This window comes from Bacillus cereus G9842, from assembly GCF_000021305.1.
Classification (GTDB): Bacteria; Bacillota; Bacilli; order Bacillales; family Bacillaceae_G; genus Bacillus_A; species Bacillus_A thuringiensis_S.
Genome location: NC_011772.1, coordinates 933,940 through 951,943 on the forward strand (window position 1 = coordinate 933,940; position 18,004 = coordinate 951,943).

Genomic DNA, 18,004 nt, shown 5'->3' on the forward strand with positions numbered 1-18,004 from the left:
AGTGGAAGATATTGGTGTTAACTAATAGGGAGAAAGAAAAAAGCAGTCTAACAATTGAAGATGTAGTTTTTTATGAATAAGTTTACTTCTGAAAAAATGAATGCAGTAATAAATCTTTTAGGTGTGAGTGAATGTATACAACATATTGTGAATCCATTAGGAGTGACTCAAGAAGTGGTATTAATTATATAAAAATGAGTCATCCATGTAAAAGGATGACTCATTTTTCGACCTAGGCATGTTTATTAAAAGAATTATTATAACCACTGACTCATGTAAGCCTTCATAAGTACTTGTGTTCTAACTAATTGCCATAGCATTGCATCCTTACCTACTGATTGAGGATTATTATCATGATTTCTCATTCCAGATGCAAGGATTTCAAAAATTACTTTTAATAACTCTTCTTGCTTCTCGCTTTCAAAAATATCAAACTTCCAAGCATAATAACCATGCTTGTCCTCTGTTAAAAATTGGCGGAAACCAGATAGAGCAAGAAATAAAAGGCCATTTGGTACCTTGTAATCTAAATATTCATCGGTTTGACCGAATAGTACCAATTCTTTGCGGGAGCCTTCTTTAAAATCAGCGCATTTATTGGCAAGAAAGTTTCCTTTTCCATGTTTGTTATATAAGTCTTTAAAGTTTTTGTGAATATAATATGTTAATTTAAATATATCAGGTGAAATATATTTCATTTTTTCATAAACATTTCCTGTAGTATTTCCATGTTCTTCATATTCTTTACGATATTTATTAATAACACCTTGATTAGAGCTGTAGACTCCTTTAGGGTCTTTATCAGCATAATCGCGAATATTGAATGTCTCATAAAACTTTTTTATTAGTGTAATCGTTAGATTTTTCCCATCCTCTTTATGCTCGTTCTGTTTATAGGAAACACGGTCACCAAATGATGTATTAGAAAGGTGATTCTTCAAAATATCATGCATACCACTTAGTTCATCTAATGTTTCGGCAGTTACTTGAGTTCCAGTGTTCCGAGATTCCGCAATTGAAACGTGAGTAAATGGGCTTTTAATTCCAGTCATGACCTCAATATTAACCTTTTTCCACTCTGGATAGTTTCCGATCTCATCTAATATTACAAGTTCAGTATGACCACCATCTACACTTCCTTGAGAGGACGGATCAGCAAAGAAAATTTTAACCGTAGAAGTACCATTTCCAAGATCCTGTACCTCTATGTCTTCCGCAAAATATGTTATGCCCTTATTACGTGTGTGAAATGAAATTTCAGGATCAAGCAATGTTTCACGAATTTTATTAGCTACCTTATTTTTTTTAGAGATATCTTGTTTACGGGGGTTAGCTTCTTTACTAGTCCCTTGTACGTCTTTACAGTAAGTAGTAAATTTATGGAATTGTATTTTTTGTCCTTTTTCTATAATAGTTTCAGTCAATATTCCATTTTCAACAGTAAATTCTATTGTTTGAGTTATATTGGTTGCTTGGTTCATAGTGTAATTCTCCTTTAGTTATAATTATATAAATTTTTATCTTAATCTAGGGATTAACCTATGTTTTAAAGTCTTTTCAATTCCATGTATACCAATTGTAGTACCATTAAATACGAATTATGTTTTGACGATAACTTCCTAAAGGGTTCTATATTTAATTGGCTACAATGGGGTGTTTATTGTGTATTTGGATTAGTTCAAACGCAAGAATAGTGATTTTATATAAAGTTACTTTTATTCCTGATCGTATTATTAGGTTTGTTTTAATGAAGAAGGGGAGAGTATTGTGTATATCTTCATTTTCAGTCGGTGATAGAGCATAGACTAGAGCTTATTCATTATAATGCGTGTCTGTGATTTTTAAATTAAATTTATCGGTAATTATCTTTGTCTAATCTAAGCAAATAGTATGTATTCTGTCTCTTGTTTATATATCACTAGAATATAAGAAATTAAATATAAAATCATATGGATGATTATACCATGGGATGTGGATTTTTAAGACGAAATTATATTTGGTTTTACAATAATTTATTTTATAGATGTATTTAAAAGTAGCTGAAAAGAGTAGTGGTTTCTGTAGATCCATTAGTGTAATGGATCTAAGATATAATCAACTGATTAGCGGGAAAATCTCATGCCACCCACAACAAACTAATCCGAAACAAAATTCCACAAATAATAAAATCCAACGGAAAAACACCCACAACAAGAATCCTACCCGAAGATGAATACATAGAGGAACTATGCAAGAAAACACAAGAAGAACTAACAGAATACATCAAAGCAAAAACAAAACCCGATAAACTCGAAGAACTATCCGACCTACTAGAACTAATAAACGCCCTAGCCGAACACGAAGGCACAACACTAGAAGAAATTAATAACATCCGTAAAAAGAAAGCAGAAGAACGAGGTGGCTTCTCAGATCGAGTCTTCCTAATCCAAGTAAACCGATAACTAGCCCCTCCTAAGCCCCTTACAAGCCCCTACCAAGTAATAAATCACTAAGAAAAAACACAACAAAACAAAAACACCAACAAACACCGTAGTAGTAGTAGTCAAAAAAAATTGAAATAACACGCCAAAAACCCAGCCCTCCTTCCTATATATAGTACAAAGAGGAATTTTTCATTTTTGAATTAGGACGGGAGGAATTGGGATGGCGGTATATCGTACTGTGCAGGTGAATTTTTGGCAGGATGATTTTGTTTTGGATTTGACGCCGGAGGAGCGGTATTTTTATGTGTACTTATTAACTTGTTCGAAGACGACGCAGTGTGGGATTTTTCCTTTTCCGAAGCGGTTAGCTGAGATGGAGACGGGTTATAATCGGGAGACTGTTGATAAGCTTGTGCAGCGCTTCATTGATTATGGGAAGATTCTGTATGATGCGGATACTCGGGAGTTATTCGTTTTGAATTGGCTTCGTTATAATCCTGTGACGAATACGAATGTGGAGAAGTGTGTGCTACGTGAGCTTAAGGGTGTGAAGAATAAGGAGTTTATACATATGTTTCTTCAGAAGTGCGTAGAGGAGGAGCTGAATGTTCCGATGCTTTTAGCGCATTTCGGTATGCCGAGTGATTTAGCTGTGGATGATGTTGAGCCAGATCCAGTTTGTGAGGAGACAGAGGAAGAAGAGGTTATAGAGGAAGAAACGGGAAGTCGCGTGTTTTCTTTTTATGAGCAACATTTCGGTAGTTTGTCCCCTCATGCGGTAGAGGAACTGAGTGCGTGGATGGAAGATTTGTCAGAGGAGCTTGTGCTGAAGGCGCTTCAAATTGCGTTTGAGAATAATAAGCGGACGGTTGCTTATGTGAAGGGCATTTTGAGAGGCTGGCACGGGAAAGGGTTTACGAAATTGTGTGAGGTTGAGGCAGATACGGCGAACTTTAGGAAGAAGGAGTCGTCTGTTAGTACGGGGGAGACGGAGGAGTTTTTGGCGAGGTGTGAGGAGTGGGAGAAGAATGCGCCATCTGAGGAAGAGTTGCAGCGCTTTTTAGCGGAGCGCGGGTGGCGGCCATGAGTATTCAAAATGTAGAGGCGGAGAAGACGGTGTTAGGTTCTCTATTAATTGATGGAGAGCTTATTAAGGAGTGCCGTTTGACGGAGCAGTATTTTTCTATGCCAGTACATAAGTCTATATTTCAGTTAATGCGAAAGATGGAAGGAGAGGGGCAACCGATTGATCTTGTGACGTTCATTTCTCGGGTAGATCCGAAGTTTTTAGAGGGGATCGGGGGAATGGAGTATTTTATAGGGTTAATGGATGGTGTGCCTACTACTAGCAACTTCTCTTATTATGAGGGGCTTGTTCGAGGTGCCTGGAAAATGTATCAGGCTGGTGTTATCGGGCACAGGATGGGAGAGCGTCTTATTGCGGAGAAGAGTGAGAAAGTTATCGGTGAGACGATTACGGCACTTTGTGAGTTAGAGGAGAAGGACTGTGTATGTGAGTTTGATTTGAAGGATGCGCTAGTTGATTTATATGAAGAGCTTCATCAGGATGCGAAAGAGATTACTGGTATTGAGACTGGTTATACATCGCTAAATAAAATGACATGTGGACTTCAGGAAGGTGATTTTGTCGTTCTTGGTGCGCGACCTTCTATGGGGAAGACTGCGTTTGCGTTAAATGTTGGACTGCATGCGGCGAAGTCTGGATCGGCGGTAGGATTGTTTTCGTTAGAGATGAGTAGTAAGCAATTGCTGAAAAGGATGGCGTCTTGCGTAAGTGAAGTGTCGGGAGGTAGGCTAAAAAATCCGAAGCATCGTTTTGCGATAGAGGACTGGGAAAAGGTGAGTAAGGCGTTTGCGGAAATCGGGAAGTTACCGCTTGAGATTTACGATAACGCGGGCATTTCGGTGCAAGATATTTGGATGCAAACTCGTAAGTTAAAGAGGAAGCATGGTGATAAGAAGGTTTTAGTTATTGTAGATTACTTGCAGCTTATTACGGGCGATCCGAAGCATAAGGGAAATCGATTTCAAGAGATTAGTGAGATTTCTCGTAAGCTTAAGTTATTAGCGCGGGAATTAAATGTTTGTGTAGTAGCATTGTCACAATTATCTCGTTCGGTAGAAGCACGGCAAGATAAGCGCCCTCTTTTATCTGATTTAAGAGAGACAGGACAAATTGAGCAAGATGCGGATGTTATTATGCTTATGTATCGCGAGGATTATTATGATAAGGAAACGGTGCAGAAAGAGATGACGGAGATTCATGTGGCAAAGCATCGGAATGGGCCTGTGGGGAGTTTTAAATTGAGGTTTTTGAAGGAGTTTGGGCAGTTTGTGGAGGGGGTAAAGTAGTGAAAGGGCAAGTTGTTTTGAAAATAGTATCTGCATGTGAACCAAAGTTGTAATGCTAATTTCATAAGTTATATAATAAAGAAAATGGTAACTAATAGTTAAGGGGGATTAGCTATTGGCAGGGAATGATATTTCTTATCATAATAAAGATATTCTTATGAAGTTTTTAAGTGAATGTTATAGGGATAAAGGGCTTGAAGCATATGGATTAAAAGGCTTTCCAAAAATAAAAGAGCTGTTATTAAATGAATTCTCGAGAGTTCGTGCAGATCAAAGGCGCTCAGATACTTTATTTGAAATGGAAGATGGTTCAATTTTAATGTTAGAGTATGAAAGTAATACCCGTTTCCTTGAAAACCATTTGAAGTATATGGATTATGCAAATCAAATTATGTATCGTTATTATAATAAGAATAAAGAGTTACCGGATATTCGAATCGTGGTTATTTATACAAGTGAGGTAATGAATCCAATAGAAGAAATAGATGTATCTAGTATACGTTTAAATTCCAAAGCGGTTTTACTAAGCGAATATAATGGTGATGCTATCCTTCAAAAGGTTATTAAAAAAATGGAAGAAGGAAAATCTTTGACGGATGAAGAAACCATGAAATTGATACTTGTACCACTTATGCATAGCAGAGAAAAAAGACAAATTTTAATTGAGAAGACGATAGAAGTAGCAAAATGTATCTCCGATGAGCAAGAACAAATTCAAGTTATTGCCGGAATTCTTGTAGCTACAGATAAATTTATTGATGAAGACTACGCGAAAAAAGTAAAGGAGTGGTTACGGATGACAAAAGTGGGCCGTTTATATGAACAGGAGAAGCAAGAAGAAATTGATAAAGCCCTTTCGGCAGCTGGAATGCTCTTTAAAGGAATGAGTATAGAGGAAGTGGCTAAGAAATTAGATGTAACAATTGAAAAGGTGAAAGAGTGGGAGAAGCGTTTATCTCATTAATCGCTGCATTAATGGGAATATTTTGCAAAGGGAAAATGGCAGTGTCTGTATAAATTTATATAAAAATAGCCGACTATTATGTAATAGTTGGCTATTTTTATAAGGAGAAGTTGTTAGGTTTAATACGCAAACTTTTTGATTTGCTCTTCAATATACTCCTTATTTCCCCATAAAGAAAGATCTTCTCTCCGCAGTGATCCATTGCTGCAAGTCATCTTGGCTACGTCGGACAAGTCGATTCACTAAAACATCATGCCATACGTAATCCTCTAATAAGTATATATGAACGGGGTCATCTGTATAAAAAGCAATATTACGCTCTTCAAGTGATGGTCCATAAATCATCTCTTTAGAATCTATCGATAAAATAAACCAATGTTCTGTAGACAAGGTTTCTGTATAAGGTGTTATGCGATGGGCTTCTAGATTTTTAATTGGATTTTCAACATGCAGGGTAATACCTTGTATTGTAACTTTATCAGCTACTTCAGATAGATCTTCTTTTAACGCTTCATACATCTCATCCCACATTGAAATGACAATACGTCGTTCTGCTTTTTTTATTAATGCCTGACAATAGCTAATGATTGTTTGATTGTCTTTTAAAGTAATCACTCGATTATCCGTTTTTTCCTCGGAAGTTTCTAGTTTTTTTAATGAATCACTTATTCCTTCATAAGTAGACTGCCATTCTGTTTGCGCCTTCTGTAAAAAGATTTCAACAGGTAGAGGTGAATAGCGAGTGGTGTCATTTATTTCTTCCTTCATGACAATTCCTTTTTCTACAAGGTTACCTAAAATCTCATAAATTCGCGCTCTTGGGACACCCGAATCTTTACTCACTTGGTAGGCTGTGACAGGCCCTTGTTTAACAAGAGATACATAAGATTTAGCTTCATATTCATTGAAACCAATTTTTTTAAGCTGTTGCACTATGTAGTCCACTTTTTTCGTCCTCCGATGTTTGCATTTATCCCGCTTTAACGGGCAGTAAGACCCCCACCTCAAAATTCAGCGGAAGCAAAGAAGTTAGGTGGGAATCAACTGCCCGTAAAAGCCCGATTGGTTCAACTAATAATCAGTGGGGGATGAACACCCCCCCCACTGATTAAAGTTTCACTTTATATTTCAACGTTACAATAACTCTTTACATTTAGCAAATTCATAGTTACTATTACAATAGTGACTAAAGAGGAGGCTACTAGTATGGATTTTTATTTAGACCCATCTGTATTAATGATTTTGATTGTTTTTGGATTTGTAGCTGCATTTATTGATTCAGTTGTAGGTGGTGGTGGACTCATTGCTTTACCAGCTTTATTATTTACAGGATTGAATCCAGCAAGTGCAGTAGCCACGAATAAATTAGCATCGACAATGGGGAGTGCAACTAGTAATATTGTGTTTTATCGTTCTGGTAATCTTGATTTGAAATCGGCTTTTAAATTATTTCCAATCACTTTTATAGGTTCCATAATAGGGGCATGGACCGTTCATTTAATGAATCCAGAAGTACTGAAGCCATTAATGCTGATCATGCTTGGTGTGGTCGCTATTTATACGATATTCAAGAAGGATTGGGGAAGTATTTCCACTCATAAGAAATTGTCTGGTCGACACGTCATTATTTTTACCTTTTTTATTTTTGCTATTGGTTTTTATGATGGATTTCTAGGGCCTGGCACAGGTTCGTTTTTAATGTTCGCTCTTTTATTTATTGGGTATGATTTTTTAAAAGCAGCAGGTACGGCGAAGTTTCTTAATTTAGGAAGTAACGTTGGTGCATTGTTGATGTTTATGTATGTAGGACAAGTAAACTATGTGTATGGCTTCATAATGGGGATTGCTCAAATTGCTGGAGGGATTGTTGGCTCCAAATTCGCTATAAAAAAAGGAAGCGGGTATGTTCGTGCTCTTTTCATTACAGTAACTTGTTTATTGTTAGCGAAAAATCTGTATGACTATATTCAGTAAGTAATTAAAGAACGTAGAAAAGGTTAAATACGCAGATTACATAAAATATAAGAAGACACTAGGGAGAAAATTCCTTTTAACGTTTTTTAGATGCTACCTTATTTGAAGATAGCATCTAAAAAGAAAATCTAATTGAAGAGAATGAAAATAATATAAACTCATATTTTTCTATGTAAAACTTCATTTGTTTTGTTTACATAATATCTTTACAATCATTTGATAAAATATATGTAACTGCATATTGTGAGGGTGGGTGGTTATCCCTTCTTTCCATTTGGAAGGAAAGGGGGTGATAATATGGAGTTTTTGATTAATCTTGTAAAAGAGTTTCTGAAAGCGACTGTACGTGAAGTTTCAGCGTATTTTTTGCGGAAGCAACTTCTGGGTAAGGACAACAAAAAAACCACTCCGCGCCGTAGGAAGCAAAAGGGTGGGTTTCGTAAAAAAATAATAACGTATAATAACCACCACCCTATACGGTAGCAGTTAAGGAAGAGATGTTAGCGCATCTCTTCTTTTTATTATATGCCAATTTATTCGCTGTCACACTTATATAGTATTCTACGGAAAATATATCATATTCCTATTTTGTGGTCAATTTGATTCCATGATTGAAAAGGTGTAGTCTTATTCTTTTTCAAACTGAAAAATATCCTGGTTAATAAGTTGGTGAAGATACCTATCCATTTCAGCAGCAGAAACTTTTCTTTCATTTTTAAACCACCATGCGCTTAATGAGGTGATTGCCCCTGAATAAAATTCAATGATTAAATCATTTGGCATCGTATGATTTTTGCGCAGTTGATGTAACGCTTCTATTTCTTGTTTTCTCGTTTCGTGACTTAAATACTGTGTCCGGTTAATAAATTGTTCATCAGACATTTGTGTCTCTAATATTTTACCGATTTCTTCATGGTGTAGAAATTGTTCCATTACTTGAAATGGTTTACTTAATCGATCTGAAACTGGTATTTCAGCAATCATCTTGCTGTATCGTTTAAATCCAAATGCTAATAAAGCATCTTTATCTTCAAAGTGTTTATAAAAGGTTGTTCGGTGTACCATCGCGCGGTCACATATTTGGTTAATCGTGATCGTACTATATTTCTGTTTTGATTGCGTCATTAATTCAAATAAGGAATCCCACAGTAATTTATGTGTACGTCTAATACGTAAATCAAGTTGTTTTTCATTATCATTCATCTACACTTCTCCTTTTTTGTAGATTAAATATACAGTGGCTGAAAATTGATTCTCCCTTTTTAATCTACATATGTATATTATATTACATATGTTCAGGTATATTTAAAGTTTTTTAAGTAAGAAACAGGAGGAGAATCTGTAAATGAATATGACAACTAAGAGCCTTGTAAGTGGCAAAGTTGATACTTCTAATATGAAACATACCCCCATTTTAATTGCATTACTTTTAGGGGCAATGGTTGCGTTATTAAATGAAACATTACTTGGTAATGCGTTAACGGTATTAATGAAAGAATTTGGCGTAACGGCTTCAACGATTCAATGGCTTTCTACAGCTTACATGTTAGTAGTTGGGGTTTTAGTCCCAATTACAGCGTTACTTCAGCAATGGCTCACAACGAGACAAATGTTTTTGATCGCTATGGTAACGTTTTTAGCTGGTACATTAATTGCGGGATTCGCACCGACATTTTCCGTTTTATTAGTCGGCCGTATCGTCCAAGCTGTAGCGACGGGATTAATTACACCGTTATTAATGAATACGATTTTAATTATTTGTCCGCCTGAAAAACGTGGTGCGACAATGGGATTAATCGCACTTGTGATGATGGCAGCTCCGGCAATTGGTCCTACATTATCTGGAGTAATTGTGGATTCATTAAATTGGCGCTGGTTATTCTATATTGTTATTCCTATCGTGATCATTTCCATTATGATTGGGATGAAGTACATTCAAAATGTTTCAGAGTTAACAAGGCCAAAAGTAGATTACCCATCTATCCTTTTATCGACATTAGGATTTGGCGGGCTTGTGTATAGCTTTAGTGCATCGGGTGATTTAGGATGGTCCGATGCAAAAGTGTATGGCACTTTAATTGTTGGGCTTATCTCATTATGTATTTTTGCCGTTCGACAATTGAAAATTGAGAATCCAATTTTAGAATTACGAGCATTTAAAGTTCCGATGTTTACATTATCAGTTGGATTAATTGTCATTGTGATGATGTCGCTATTTTCAACGATGACTTTATTACCGATGTTCCTGCAAACCGTTTTACTCGTTACAGCTTTTAAATCAGGAATTATCATGCTTCCGGGAAGTGTTATTAGCGCCATAATGGGACCAATCGCAGGTAAACTATTTGATAAATTTAGTCCGAAAGTTATTATCGTTCCCGGCATTGTCTTAGTAGGAATTGCAATGTTCTTATTTAAAGGCATTACTCCTGATACATCAATGGTACAAATTATTGTCATGCATAGCGTATTAATGGTTGGACTCATGTTTGTCATGACAGCACAAACATACGGTTTAAATCAATTAACACCAGATTTATATCCGCACGGAACAGCACTATTTAGTACGTTGCAACAAGTAGCTGGCGCAATTGGTACAGCTATATTCATATCGAAAATGTCTTCAGGAACAACTAGCTATATGGAAAGCTCCGCAAATCCACTGGATCCAGTAGAGAAGTTAAACGGTTTAACGTCAGGGTTCCAAGGTGCATTTGCACTTGGGTTAATCTTTATTATTGTTGCATTTATCGTATCGTTATTCTTAAAAGAAGAGAAAGAAGGAGTAAAGGCAGCGAGGGTTTTACAGAACGAACATTAAGGTTTATATAAAAAAGACATCTTTCCCTAGAAAAGATGTCTTTTTTATATTTTTTTCGTAACACTTGTTTTGGGTGTCTTTATACATAAGAATTGGTATGTAAAATATTTGTATTTTTTGAACATGAATAATTATTGAGAATAACGATGCAAAGCCGTACTAATAACTAAAAGTCCAATAATGAGAGAAAGTGTTCTTATAATAAGTTCTGCCACTAATAGTTCACCAAATGATTTAGTGACATCGTATATAGATCCTGTTATGAGAATAGGTGCGATCATGATTATAATTCCAATTATTATTTGAAGAAGTAGATTGATGTTTTTATTCAAGACAATCACCTCCAAAAAAATAGGGAATGAGAATATGATTTTTTTGTATTATAAAATGATTATATCGTATTGCATTAGACGATGAGAATATTTTTAAATAGTAGAAATTAGAGACTCTTCAATAAAAAGGAATTAAATATGGTATTATTTAGTTAAGATATTTAAACGAAGACAGGGGAAATGAAGATGGACAAGAAGCTAACGTATTGGCTAGCATCTATTATAGGGGTAGTAGTACTTGCAACTGGTATAACTTATGGAATGTTACAGTTTGCTGAAGTCCCGCTTGGGAGTGAGGACCATGTTTTTGCAGAGGTTGATAAAGAAGACATACTATCGAATGAAGCAGAAGTTAAAGGTTCAAATGCACAACTTCACATTACAGTAACTTCTGCTGAAGAAGAAGTTATTTCAGCTATGCATAGCATGACTCATCAAAAAGTAAAAGCGTGTGAAGGAAAGGGAGCAATTCCTATGTCTAAAAAGAATGCAGAGAAAGTAAGAAACATTCTAAACGGAAACAATTTCAAGAATAAAGAAGAGCTATTAGCAATTACTGAAAGATGGGCAAATAGAGATTTTAGTAAAATTTTAGAAGAACATAACTATTTTATTAAACTTCAAGGTGGCGAGATAGGTGAAGCTACAGTAATGGATAAGGTAGACGAGCAAGTATTCTGTCTCAATACTTTCGGTGATGATGTAACGGCCGCATTAGTTAAATCAGGAGATCTTCAAGCGCTGTAAGGTGTTTTTTCTTTGATATAAAGAAAGCCTCAAGTATTCATATACTTGAGGCTTTTCCAATTGAAAGATAGGAATGATCCGAATTCCTTACATTAAGAACAAAGTGGAATTACTCCTAAACCAATTAATAAAGCTGCAGCAACTGCTGGAATTGGTACAGGAATTTGAATACCTTCTACAAACAAGAAATACTGACCACTTACTATTTTAAAACAAACTAATTGCATGGCTATTCCTCCCTTCTTTTAGGATTAATACATTATATTAATTTATCTATCTATTGATATAGTCGAATTATTTATTTTTAAAAATATAGTTAATATGTGAATAGTTTTCGAAAGGACCTGCTCAATCAATGCGGAAAAACATAAGATGAAACGAATCCATTAAAATACATGAGTGAACCTTAGTTTTCCCCTCTTATCTAAAGGAGGAACTATTATGGGGTATGGTGGTAGTTGTGGCGGTTGTGGCTTCTCGGGAGGCTTCGCTTTATTAGTTGTGTTATTCATTTTATTAATCATCGTTGGAGCTTCTTGCTTCTGCTAAAAACTATTGGAAAAGACACTCATATAGAGTGTCTTTTCTTTCGTACAAAATGACTCCTGACAATAGCCAACCGTATAAAGTATATGGTATACTTTTGCCTCATTAGACATATAAAAATGTTGGAGGGATGTTATGAAACTAGTAGGGAAGCACATTTATATTCGGCTTTATAAAACTGCTGATGCTAACGAGTTAGCTAACTTACATATTAGAAATCGCGAATTTTTTCAAAGAGTTTGCCCGTTGCTCCCAGAAGTTTTTTATACAGAAGAACATCAAAAAATACGTCTTGAACAAGCTCTAAAAAAGACAGCTGAAGGGCAAGTATACCCTTTTGGAATCTTTTTAAGAGAAAATGATAAGCTTATCGGAGACATTTCATTAACTCAAATTGTTAGGGGGGACCTCCAAAGCTGTTATACGGGATTTACTTTAGATAAGGAGCATAATGCAAAGGGCTATACAACAGAGGCTCTTCAACTTGTTGTAGATTTTGCTTTTAGGGAATTAAAGCTACATAGAATTGAAGCAGGAGCGATGCTTGATAATATAGCACCTATTCGTGTATTAGAAAAAGTGGGGTTTAAAAAAGAAGGTATAGCGAAAGAAAATATAAGGATTAATGGCAAATGGACAGATCATCAAATATTAGCTATTATCAATAGTTTGGATGTGTAAGTTTATTTTGATTCCAATAACGATAATTATGTAAAGGGCTGTCTATATCGACAGCTTATTATATTTTTTGCTTAGCGTGATTTTTTCGGAATGCTGGCGGCACCCCATCGCTATCAGGTTAAGGAAAACGTTCCTCACCAAAATGATAAAAATAAATTTCCTTAGTATAAAACACAAAGAATTTTTAGCTTGATGTGTATGTGTTGATATCCATAAAATAAAAAAGCACTCAACTGAGTGCCCTCTATATACCTAATAATTGTTTTTTCTTAGCTTGGAATTCTTCTTCAGTAATAATACCTTGGTCTAACAACTCTTTATACTTTAATATTTCGTCAGCACCACTTGTAGTTGCAGCCACTTGTGTTTGCCCCTTATTTGACAATATTCCTTCTATGTATGTTTTGATTTCTTCAGCCATTTTTTGCTCTTTTTTTACAAACATAACTGTATTTTCATCTTTTGTAGCTGCAAATACTCCACCTTTGCTTTCTTTACTCCCCATAAAAATAAATTGGATATATCCACTAGTAAATCCAGCCTGCTTCATTTGTACCCCAGTTAACGTATTGATATCAATTGTCTTTTCGCCATCTAAACCATGATTCATAAGGTTTACAAAGCCTTTTCTTTTTATGCGGATAAAATTCCCATCAATAGTAATTGTAGACTTTCCAGCACTTTTAAATTCATATACTTTATTCACTATAAATCCTCCCCAAAAATATATAAGAACATAGTATATTATAACTGTATTTCTATATTTTGTATTATAATTTATGAGAAGTTTATGAATCTAATAAAATATAAATTTAAAAAACCTCCGTATACATCTAAAGGGAGTTTTTACACTAACAACATTAACATCAAGAGATACAAAAACTTTCTTACTTGAGGATGTTTTCAAAGTATTACTGTCTCAAATGCTACTACAGCTAATGCTTTACTGATTCCATTATTTATCCAACAAACAACATATATTTGTTGTGATAAATCAAATTCATATTACTGTGAGAATAGTGACTATGGTTAGTATTAGTTATTAAAGAGAGCTTTGGCTCTTTTTTTATTTTCTTTCGACATAATATGACAATATACGAATTAATAGTTTGGTATTATTATCTAGAAATCTTACATTTATCTACAAATTATTATTGTATTTTTAATTTTTTAAATGTAAAATATTTCAATGTAAATACATACCATTTAGGGGGATAAAGAAATTTATGAAAAAATTATTAGCTTCAGCAACAGCGGTAACACTATTAACAGTGGGGTACAGTTCTTCTGCATTTGCAGCTAAGAGTCCTAATGATACAAAAAACTGTGGCCATTTTAAAAGTCAACAAGATGCTCAAGCATTCTGGGATCAAAATGGATATGGTGTTGGAAATGATCCACACCGTTTAGATAATGATAAAGACGGCATTCCATGTGAAGATTATAAATATCCAAAGAGCACAAATACTACAACAGAAAATAAAGAAACTACTAAACCTCAAGAACAACCTAAACAAGAAAACACTAAACAGGAAAACACTAAACAAGAACCTGTTAAACAAGAAAACACTAAGCAAGAGAATTCAAAACAAAACAACCAAACAACAAATAATAAACAAGAACAAACTAAGCCTCAAACAACTGCAAAAGAAACAAAGAAAAATACTAATACAGTTGTGAAAAAAGAAACGAAAAAACAAGGTGAAAAATTACCTAATACAGCATCAAACGGTGTTACAATGATGTTAGCAAGCTTAGGATTAGCATTAGCTGGTTCTGTATTAATGTTCCGTCGTAAAAAGACAAACGCATAAAATAGTTCCTTAAAACGGCAGGAGAAATCCTGTCGTTTTCAAATGGAGTGATAAAAGTGAATAAAAAACAATGGATAGGCTTATGTTTAACTGTTATTGGACTTACTATCTTTTCCTATTATTTTCTAGAATGGTATAGTGCTAGACAATCAGCAGAGTCGTTAACAACTAACGAGGCTAAACAATATGAGACCTCCACACCTTCTAAAGAAAATGAAACGCAAAAAATCAATCAAACAGAGATAGAGACAGAGACAAAGATTGACACTTCATTACAATCTGAAGAACCTGTACAAATTCCTGCTTCAAAGGTAAACCATCAGTTAGGAGATAAAGTAGCATATTTAATTATCCCTAAAATACAAAAGAAATACTCTGTATATTGGGGAGCTGATGATAAAGTACTAAAAAAGGGTGTAGGTATGTTTGTTAGTGACTTAACTACTACACCATCTGGAAATGGTCATACAGTTTTAAGTGGACATAGAGATACTGTTTTTACCGAGCTTGGTCAATTAAAGGAAAATGACCAACTTATCGTGGAATATGAAAATAAAACATATACATATGAAATTAAAAAGCATTGGATAACAGATTCAGAAGATCGAACAGTTATTGTAGAAAAAAGTGAGTCAACATTAACATTAACAACTTGTTATCCTTTTGACTATATAGGAGACGCTCCAGATCGGTACATAATTGAAGCATCTCTACTTTCCATTCATTGAGGATGGAAAGTCCAATACACATTAGTAAAATTAAAGTGTTTATCCAGTCGGAGAAAGGCACCTTAAGGGTGTCTTTTTTTATGTAAATAAGCTGCTCATACGGACAGCTTATTATGGTTTTTGGCTTAGCGTGATTTTTTCGGAAAGCTGGCGGCACCCCATCGCTATCAACCTAACAGAGCAGGTTGCTCCCAGAAGTTTTTTATACAGAATAACATCAAAAAATACGTCTTGAACAAGCGTTAAAAAAGAAAGCTGAAGGGCAAGTATATCCTTTTGGAGTCTTTTTAAGAGAAAATGATACAATGAAGATAATATTAGGAAATTATGGGGATGATTACGTTGCTTACTTTGATAAAATTTGTAGTTAGTTATGCTGCAAGTCTGTTTGCTTTTATTTTTGGATGGTTCTTAATTTCATATATTTTTAATCCTAGCTTTATTCACCCGGACGTTTTACATGGATTCATAAAAACTATCGTCACTTATGGTAGTATACCAGCTCTCATAGCTTGTTTACTTGGGGAAGTTTTATATAGGAAAATTAAACGATGTCGAGAGTTTCAATTTGGAATTCCTTTATTTATAGGACTAGCATTTATCTATACACTTATACCATTTCTTTTTCTTTTTACTTTTACTTTTTCACATTTCTTTGACTTCGCTGCACCTGTCATTATGGGGTCCTTAGCTTTTTATTTAGTGCGTAGAAAAATATAATTATAATAGATATGTCTGAATCACTAGTTTCAAAAATCCTTCACGCAATGATGATTGCATGAAGGATTTTGATGTTTTCTTATTTTTTTGTCTCGTTGATCCATGTAATAATGTCCTGGATGACGTACTCGGGAACATTAGCAGGGATTTCGTATTCACTAGGAAGACTTAATTCACCGCCACCTTCCATGAAGAAATGATTCAATTTCGGGTATTTTTTGAACTGAACATTTCCGCGGTTTGAAAGTCCTTCTTGCCATTTTGTATATTCATCTTTTACTGTTACTTGGTAATCGCGTGCTCCTTGCAGAATGAGTAAAGGCTCTTTTCGTAATTTTGCCTCTTCAACTGGACGCCACCTAGAAACATCATACATAAAATGAGGTGACCCAAAATTGTAGTCAGCTGGAGGACGGTCAGGATTGAAAGTAGGATCCTGAATAAAAGCAACCTGTCTTTTTAGTTCAGTGATTTCTTCCTTTGACGCCCCAAGGTATTCGTACTGATCAATGGCAATGTCAGTCAAAGGGCGTGCAGGTGGTGCGAGTAAGATACTTCCTCGGACAAGTGAGGAAGGCGCTTTGCTCAGTATACGTGGCATTGTACCAGCTCCTAGACTATGTCCAAGAATGAAAATATTATTTGGATCAATGCCTTCCTGCTGCGCTGCTGATTTTGCTGCAAATATAGCATCATCTGTAGTATCACGGTCTAACGTACCAGGTTCTGTACTCATCTTTAATGCGTGTTCTAAGGTGCGTTTTTCATAGCGCAACACTGCAATTCCGTTGGATGAAAGGCCCACCGCAATGTCTCGTAAGATTTTTGTTCCCATATATGTGCTATCGCGATCATGGATGCCAGCACCATGAACAAGAACAACTACGGGCAGCTTTTCACCACGCTTATGTTTCGGAACTGTTAATGTCGCTGGTAACGGATAGGTAGAATTTCCAATGACGATTTCACGTTCTTGATAGGAGTCAGGTTGATCATAGCTAGGATGCGGGATGGTATAAGATTCCTCGGGTGGCCTTTCGCCAATTTCATCTACTTTCCCGCCAGGTGTGAATTTAAGGAGTAGCGGTATGGTAGTTCCTTCGGTAGCTGCTGGAATTTCCACCGTCTGATGGACCAAGTTTCGTTCTTTTATCACGGGGATTCCCATGCTTTTTATCCCGCTCCAGCCACTTTGTGTCCACCAGTTTTGTAATGTGGTTGCTGTAAACTTGGATTGAAAAGCAGCAGACGTCAACTGTAGTGCCTCTGCATACTTACCTTTCTGGAGATATTCAAAAAATAATGATGTACGCTCCGTTAAAGAGACTAGTTTCTTTTCAGCAGATTGTTCCTCGCTTGTATCTGCGTGAATAGTTGTTGTAAGCGAGAAAGATGAAATGCCTAAAGAAAAGAGTAGGATAAAGGTAAGTGCTAATCTTTGTATTTTCTTTTTTTTAATCATGTTTTAACCTCCAATATGTGATGGCAAAAAACAAGTATGGTAATTAGAATTCTGGTGCGAAAACTTCAAAATATTTGCAAGCAATCTCCAAAACTTGGACATACTAATATTATTATTCTAAAAAAATGTAGATTTCTTCTCTTGTTACATGCATATTAATCGCAGAAATAATCTTTTTTCCTTCACTTTCTATTTTGATTATAGAAAACAAAGCTCTCGTTTTTCTTACTTGATACTTACAAATTCCTTAAGCAGGGGATATTTTAAAATCTTAGCTTGATGGATATGTGACGGTACTCCTATGTTAAGAGATAGCTTAAGGACCGAGGATTATATTGTTTTTATAAAGAGTTGATGTTATGTTTGTTTTGTAACATATGGTGTTTTATGTATGTAGGAGGATTTATTGAAGAAATTAT

At 35.2% G+C, this 18,004-nt stretch carries 20 protein-coding genes and 1 pseudogene; 14 read left to right on the forward strand and 7 right to left on the reverse strand.

Features of this window, described 5'->3' with window-relative positions; translation table 11 throughout:
* Positions 1 to 257 precede the first annotated feature (257 nt).
* Positions 258 to 1,481 carry an AIPR family protein gene (locus BCG9842_RS04650; protein ID WP_001070661.1) on the reverse strand — a complete coding sequence of 408 codons (1,224 nt, stop codon included), beginning with the start codon at positions 1,479 to 1,481 and terminating at the stop codon, positions 258 to 260.
* Between the two features lie 657 nt (positions 1,482 to 2,138).
* Between BCG9842_RS04650 and BCG9842_RS29220 the strand changes: the two genes are divergently transcribed.
* The 4 genes from BCG9842_RS29220 (at position 2,139) to BCG9842_RS30920 (ending at position 5,760) form a co-directional block, all read left to right on the forward strand.
* A complete protein-coding gene (locus BCG9842_RS29220) occupies positions 2,139 to 2,441 on the forward strand; it encodes a nucleoside triphosphate pyrophosphohydrolase (protein ID WP_079997295.1) in 303 nt (100 codons plus the stop codon).
* Between the two features lie 202 nt (positions 2,442 to 2,643).
* Entirely contained in the window at positions 2,644 to 3,510 is an 867-nt protein-coding gene (locus BCG9842_RS04655) for a DnaD domain-containing protein (RefSeq protein ID WP_000312169.1), read from the forward strand.
* On the forward strand, positions 3,507 to 4,796 hold the full coding sequence (gene dnaB, locus BCG9842_RS04660; RefSeq protein WP_000027307.1) for a replicative DNA helicase: 1,290 nt from the start codon (positions 3,507 to 3,509) through the stop codon (positions 4,794 to 4,796). The genes BCG9842_RS04655 and dnaB overlap by 4 nt, the downstream gene beginning before the upstream one ends.
* A gap of 115 nt (positions 4,797 to 4,911) precedes the next feature.
* Positions 4,912 to 5,760: a hypothetical protein gene (locus BCG9842_RS30920; RefSeq protein ID WP_000908107.1), complete on the forward strand. Its 849-nt coding sequence runs from the start codon at positions 4,912 to 4,914 to the stop codon at positions 5,758 to 5,760.
* A gap of 159 nt (positions 5,761 to 5,919) precedes the next feature.
* On the opposite strand, the gene BCG9842_RS04670 is transcribed toward BCG9842_RS30920, so the two are convergent.
* The gene (locus BCG9842_RS04670; RefSeq protein ID WP_000384618.1) at positions 5,920 to 6,705 is read right to left on the reverse strand and encodes a TrmB family transcriptional regulator; all 786 of its coding nucleotides are present in this window, start codon (positions 6,703 to 6,705) and stop codon (positions 5,920 to 5,922) included.
* Between the two features lie 261 nt (positions 6,706 to 6,966).
* Between BCG9842_RS04670 and BCG9842_RS04675 the strand changes: the two genes are divergently transcribed.
* Both BCG9842_RS04675 and BCG9842_RS04680 read left to right on the forward strand, forming a co-directional pair.
* Positions 6,967 to 7,734 carry a TSUP family transporter gene (locus tag BCG9842_RS04675; protein ID WP_000348433.1) on the forward strand — a complete coding sequence of 256 codons (768 nt, stop codon included), beginning with the start codon at positions 6,967 to 6,969 and terminating at the stop codon, positions 7,732 to 7,734.
* 297 nt (positions 7,735 to 8,031) lie between these two features.
* Positions 8,032 to 8,217 (forward strand): hypothetical protein, encoded by a 186-nt coding sequence (locus tag BCG9842_RS04680; RefSeq protein WP_000394866.1) that lies wholly within the window; start codon positions 8,032 to 8,034, stop codon positions 8,215 to 8,217.
* Between the two features lie 144 nt (positions 8,218 to 8,361).
* Here the strand turns inward: BCG9842_RS04680 and BCG9842_RS04685 are convergent, their stop codons facing one another.
* Complete coding sequence (locus BCG9842_RS04685; RefSeq protein WP_000999304.1) at positions 8,362 to 8,937, reverse strand: TetR/AcrR family transcriptional regulator; 576 nt, start codon at positions 8,935 to 8,937, stop codon at positions 8,362 to 8,364.
* A gap of 142 nt (positions 8,938 to 9,079) precedes the next feature.
* On the opposite strand from BCG9842_RS04685, the gene BCG9842_RS04690 reads away from it, so the two are divergent.
* Entirely contained in the window at positions 9,080 to 10,555 is a 1,476-nt protein-coding gene (locus BCG9842_RS04690) for an MDR family MFS transporter (protein WP_001057509.1), read from the forward strand.
* 131 nt (positions 10,556 to 10,686) lie between these two features.
* Here BCG9842_RS04690 and BCG9842_RS31190 read toward each other — a convergent pair whose 3' ends face one another.
* Positions 10,687 to 10,887 carry a hypothetical protein gene (locus BCG9842_RS31190; RefSeq protein WP_001038824.1) on the reverse strand — a complete coding sequence of 67 codons (201 nt, stop codon included), beginning with the start codon at positions 10,885 to 10,887 and terminating at the stop codon, positions 10,687 to 10,689.
* A 186-nt stretch (positions 10,888 to 11,073) separates the two neighbouring features.
* On the opposite strand from BCG9842_RS31190, the gene BCG9842_RS04700 reads away from it, so the two are divergent.
* A complete protein-coding gene (locus BCG9842_RS04700) occupies positions 11,074 to 11,634 on the forward strand; it encodes a PRK06770 family protein (RefSeq protein WP_000358711.1) in 561 nt (186 codons plus the stop codon).
* A gap of 92 nt (positions 11,635 to 11,726) precedes the next feature.
* Here the strand turns inward: BCG9842_RS04700 and BCG9842_RS31775 are convergent, their stop codons facing one another.
* Positions 11,727 to 11,861 carry a hypothetical protein gene (locus tag BCG9842_RS31775; protein WP_001177693.1) on the reverse strand — a complete coding sequence of 45 codons (135 nt, stop codon included), beginning with the start codon at positions 11,859 to 11,861 and terminating at the stop codon, positions 11,727 to 11,729.
* 214 nt (positions 11,862 to 12,075) lie between these two features.
* Between BCG9842_RS31775 and BCG9842_RS29235 the strand changes: the two genes are divergently transcribed.
* On the forward strand, positions 12,076 to 12,183 hold the full coding sequence (locus BCG9842_RS29235) for a YjcZ family sporulation protein (RefSeq protein WP_000540375.1): 108 nt from the start codon (positions 12,076 to 12,078) through the stop codon (positions 12,181 to 12,183).
* 132 nt (positions 12,184 to 12,315) lie between these two features.
* The gene (locus tag BCG9842_RS04705) at positions 12,316 to 12,861 is read left to right on the forward strand and encodes a GNAT family N-acetyltransferase (protein ID WP_000779762.1); all 546 of its coding nucleotides are present in this window, start codon (positions 12,316 to 12,318) and stop codon (positions 12,859 to 12,861) included.
* Positions 12,862 to 13,105: 244 nt separating this feature from the next.
* Here BCG9842_RS04705 and BCG9842_RS04710 read toward each other — a convergent pair whose 3' ends face one another.
* Positions 13,106 to 13,567 (reverse strand): DUF4429 domain-containing protein, encoded by a 462-nt coding sequence (locus BCG9842_RS04710; RefSeq protein ID WP_001045577.1) that lies wholly within the window; start codon positions 13,565 to 13,567, stop codon positions 13,106 to 13,108.
* 520 nt (positions 13,568 to 14,087) lie between these two features.
* On the opposite strand from BCG9842_RS04710, the gene BCG9842_RS04715 reads away from it, so the two are divergent.
* From BCG9842_RS04715 to BCG9842_RS04725, 4 genes and pseudogenes are all read left to right on the forward strand, one after another.
* Positions 14,088 to 14,675: an excalibur calcium-binding domain-containing protein gene (locus BCG9842_RS04715; protein ID WP_000734536.1), complete on the forward strand. Its 588-nt coding sequence runs from the start codon at positions 14,088 to 14,090 to the stop codon at positions 14,673 to 14,675.
* A 56-nt stretch (positions 14,676 to 14,731) separates the two neighbouring features.
* Entirely contained in the window at positions 14,732 to 15,403 is a 672-nt protein-coding gene (locus BCG9842_RS04720; protein ID WP_001036099.1) for a class D sortase, read from the forward strand.
* A 185-nt stretch (positions 15,404 to 15,588) separates the two neighbouring features.
* Positions 15,589 to 15,711 (forward strand): annotated as a pseudogene (locus BCG9842_RS31195) (GNAT family N-acetyltransferase); the annotation flags it as partial.
* Positions 15,712 to 15,736: 25 nt separating this feature from the next.
* A complete protein-coding gene (locus BCG9842_RS04725; protein WP_025988997.1) occupies positions 15,737 to 16,123 on the forward strand; it encodes a hypothetical protein in 387 nt (128 codons plus the stop codon).
* 79 nt (positions 16,124 to 16,202) lie between these two features.
* On the opposite strand, the gene BCG9842_RS04730 is transcribed toward BCG9842_RS04725, so the two are convergent.
* Positions 16,203 to 17,585, reverse strand: a complete 1,383-nt coding sequence (locus tag BCG9842_RS04730) for an alpha/beta hydrolase family protein (protein WP_000592098.1) — start codon at positions 17,583 to 17,585, stop codon at positions 16,203 to 16,205.
* Between the last annotated feature and the right edge of the window lie 419 nt (positions 17,586 to 18,004).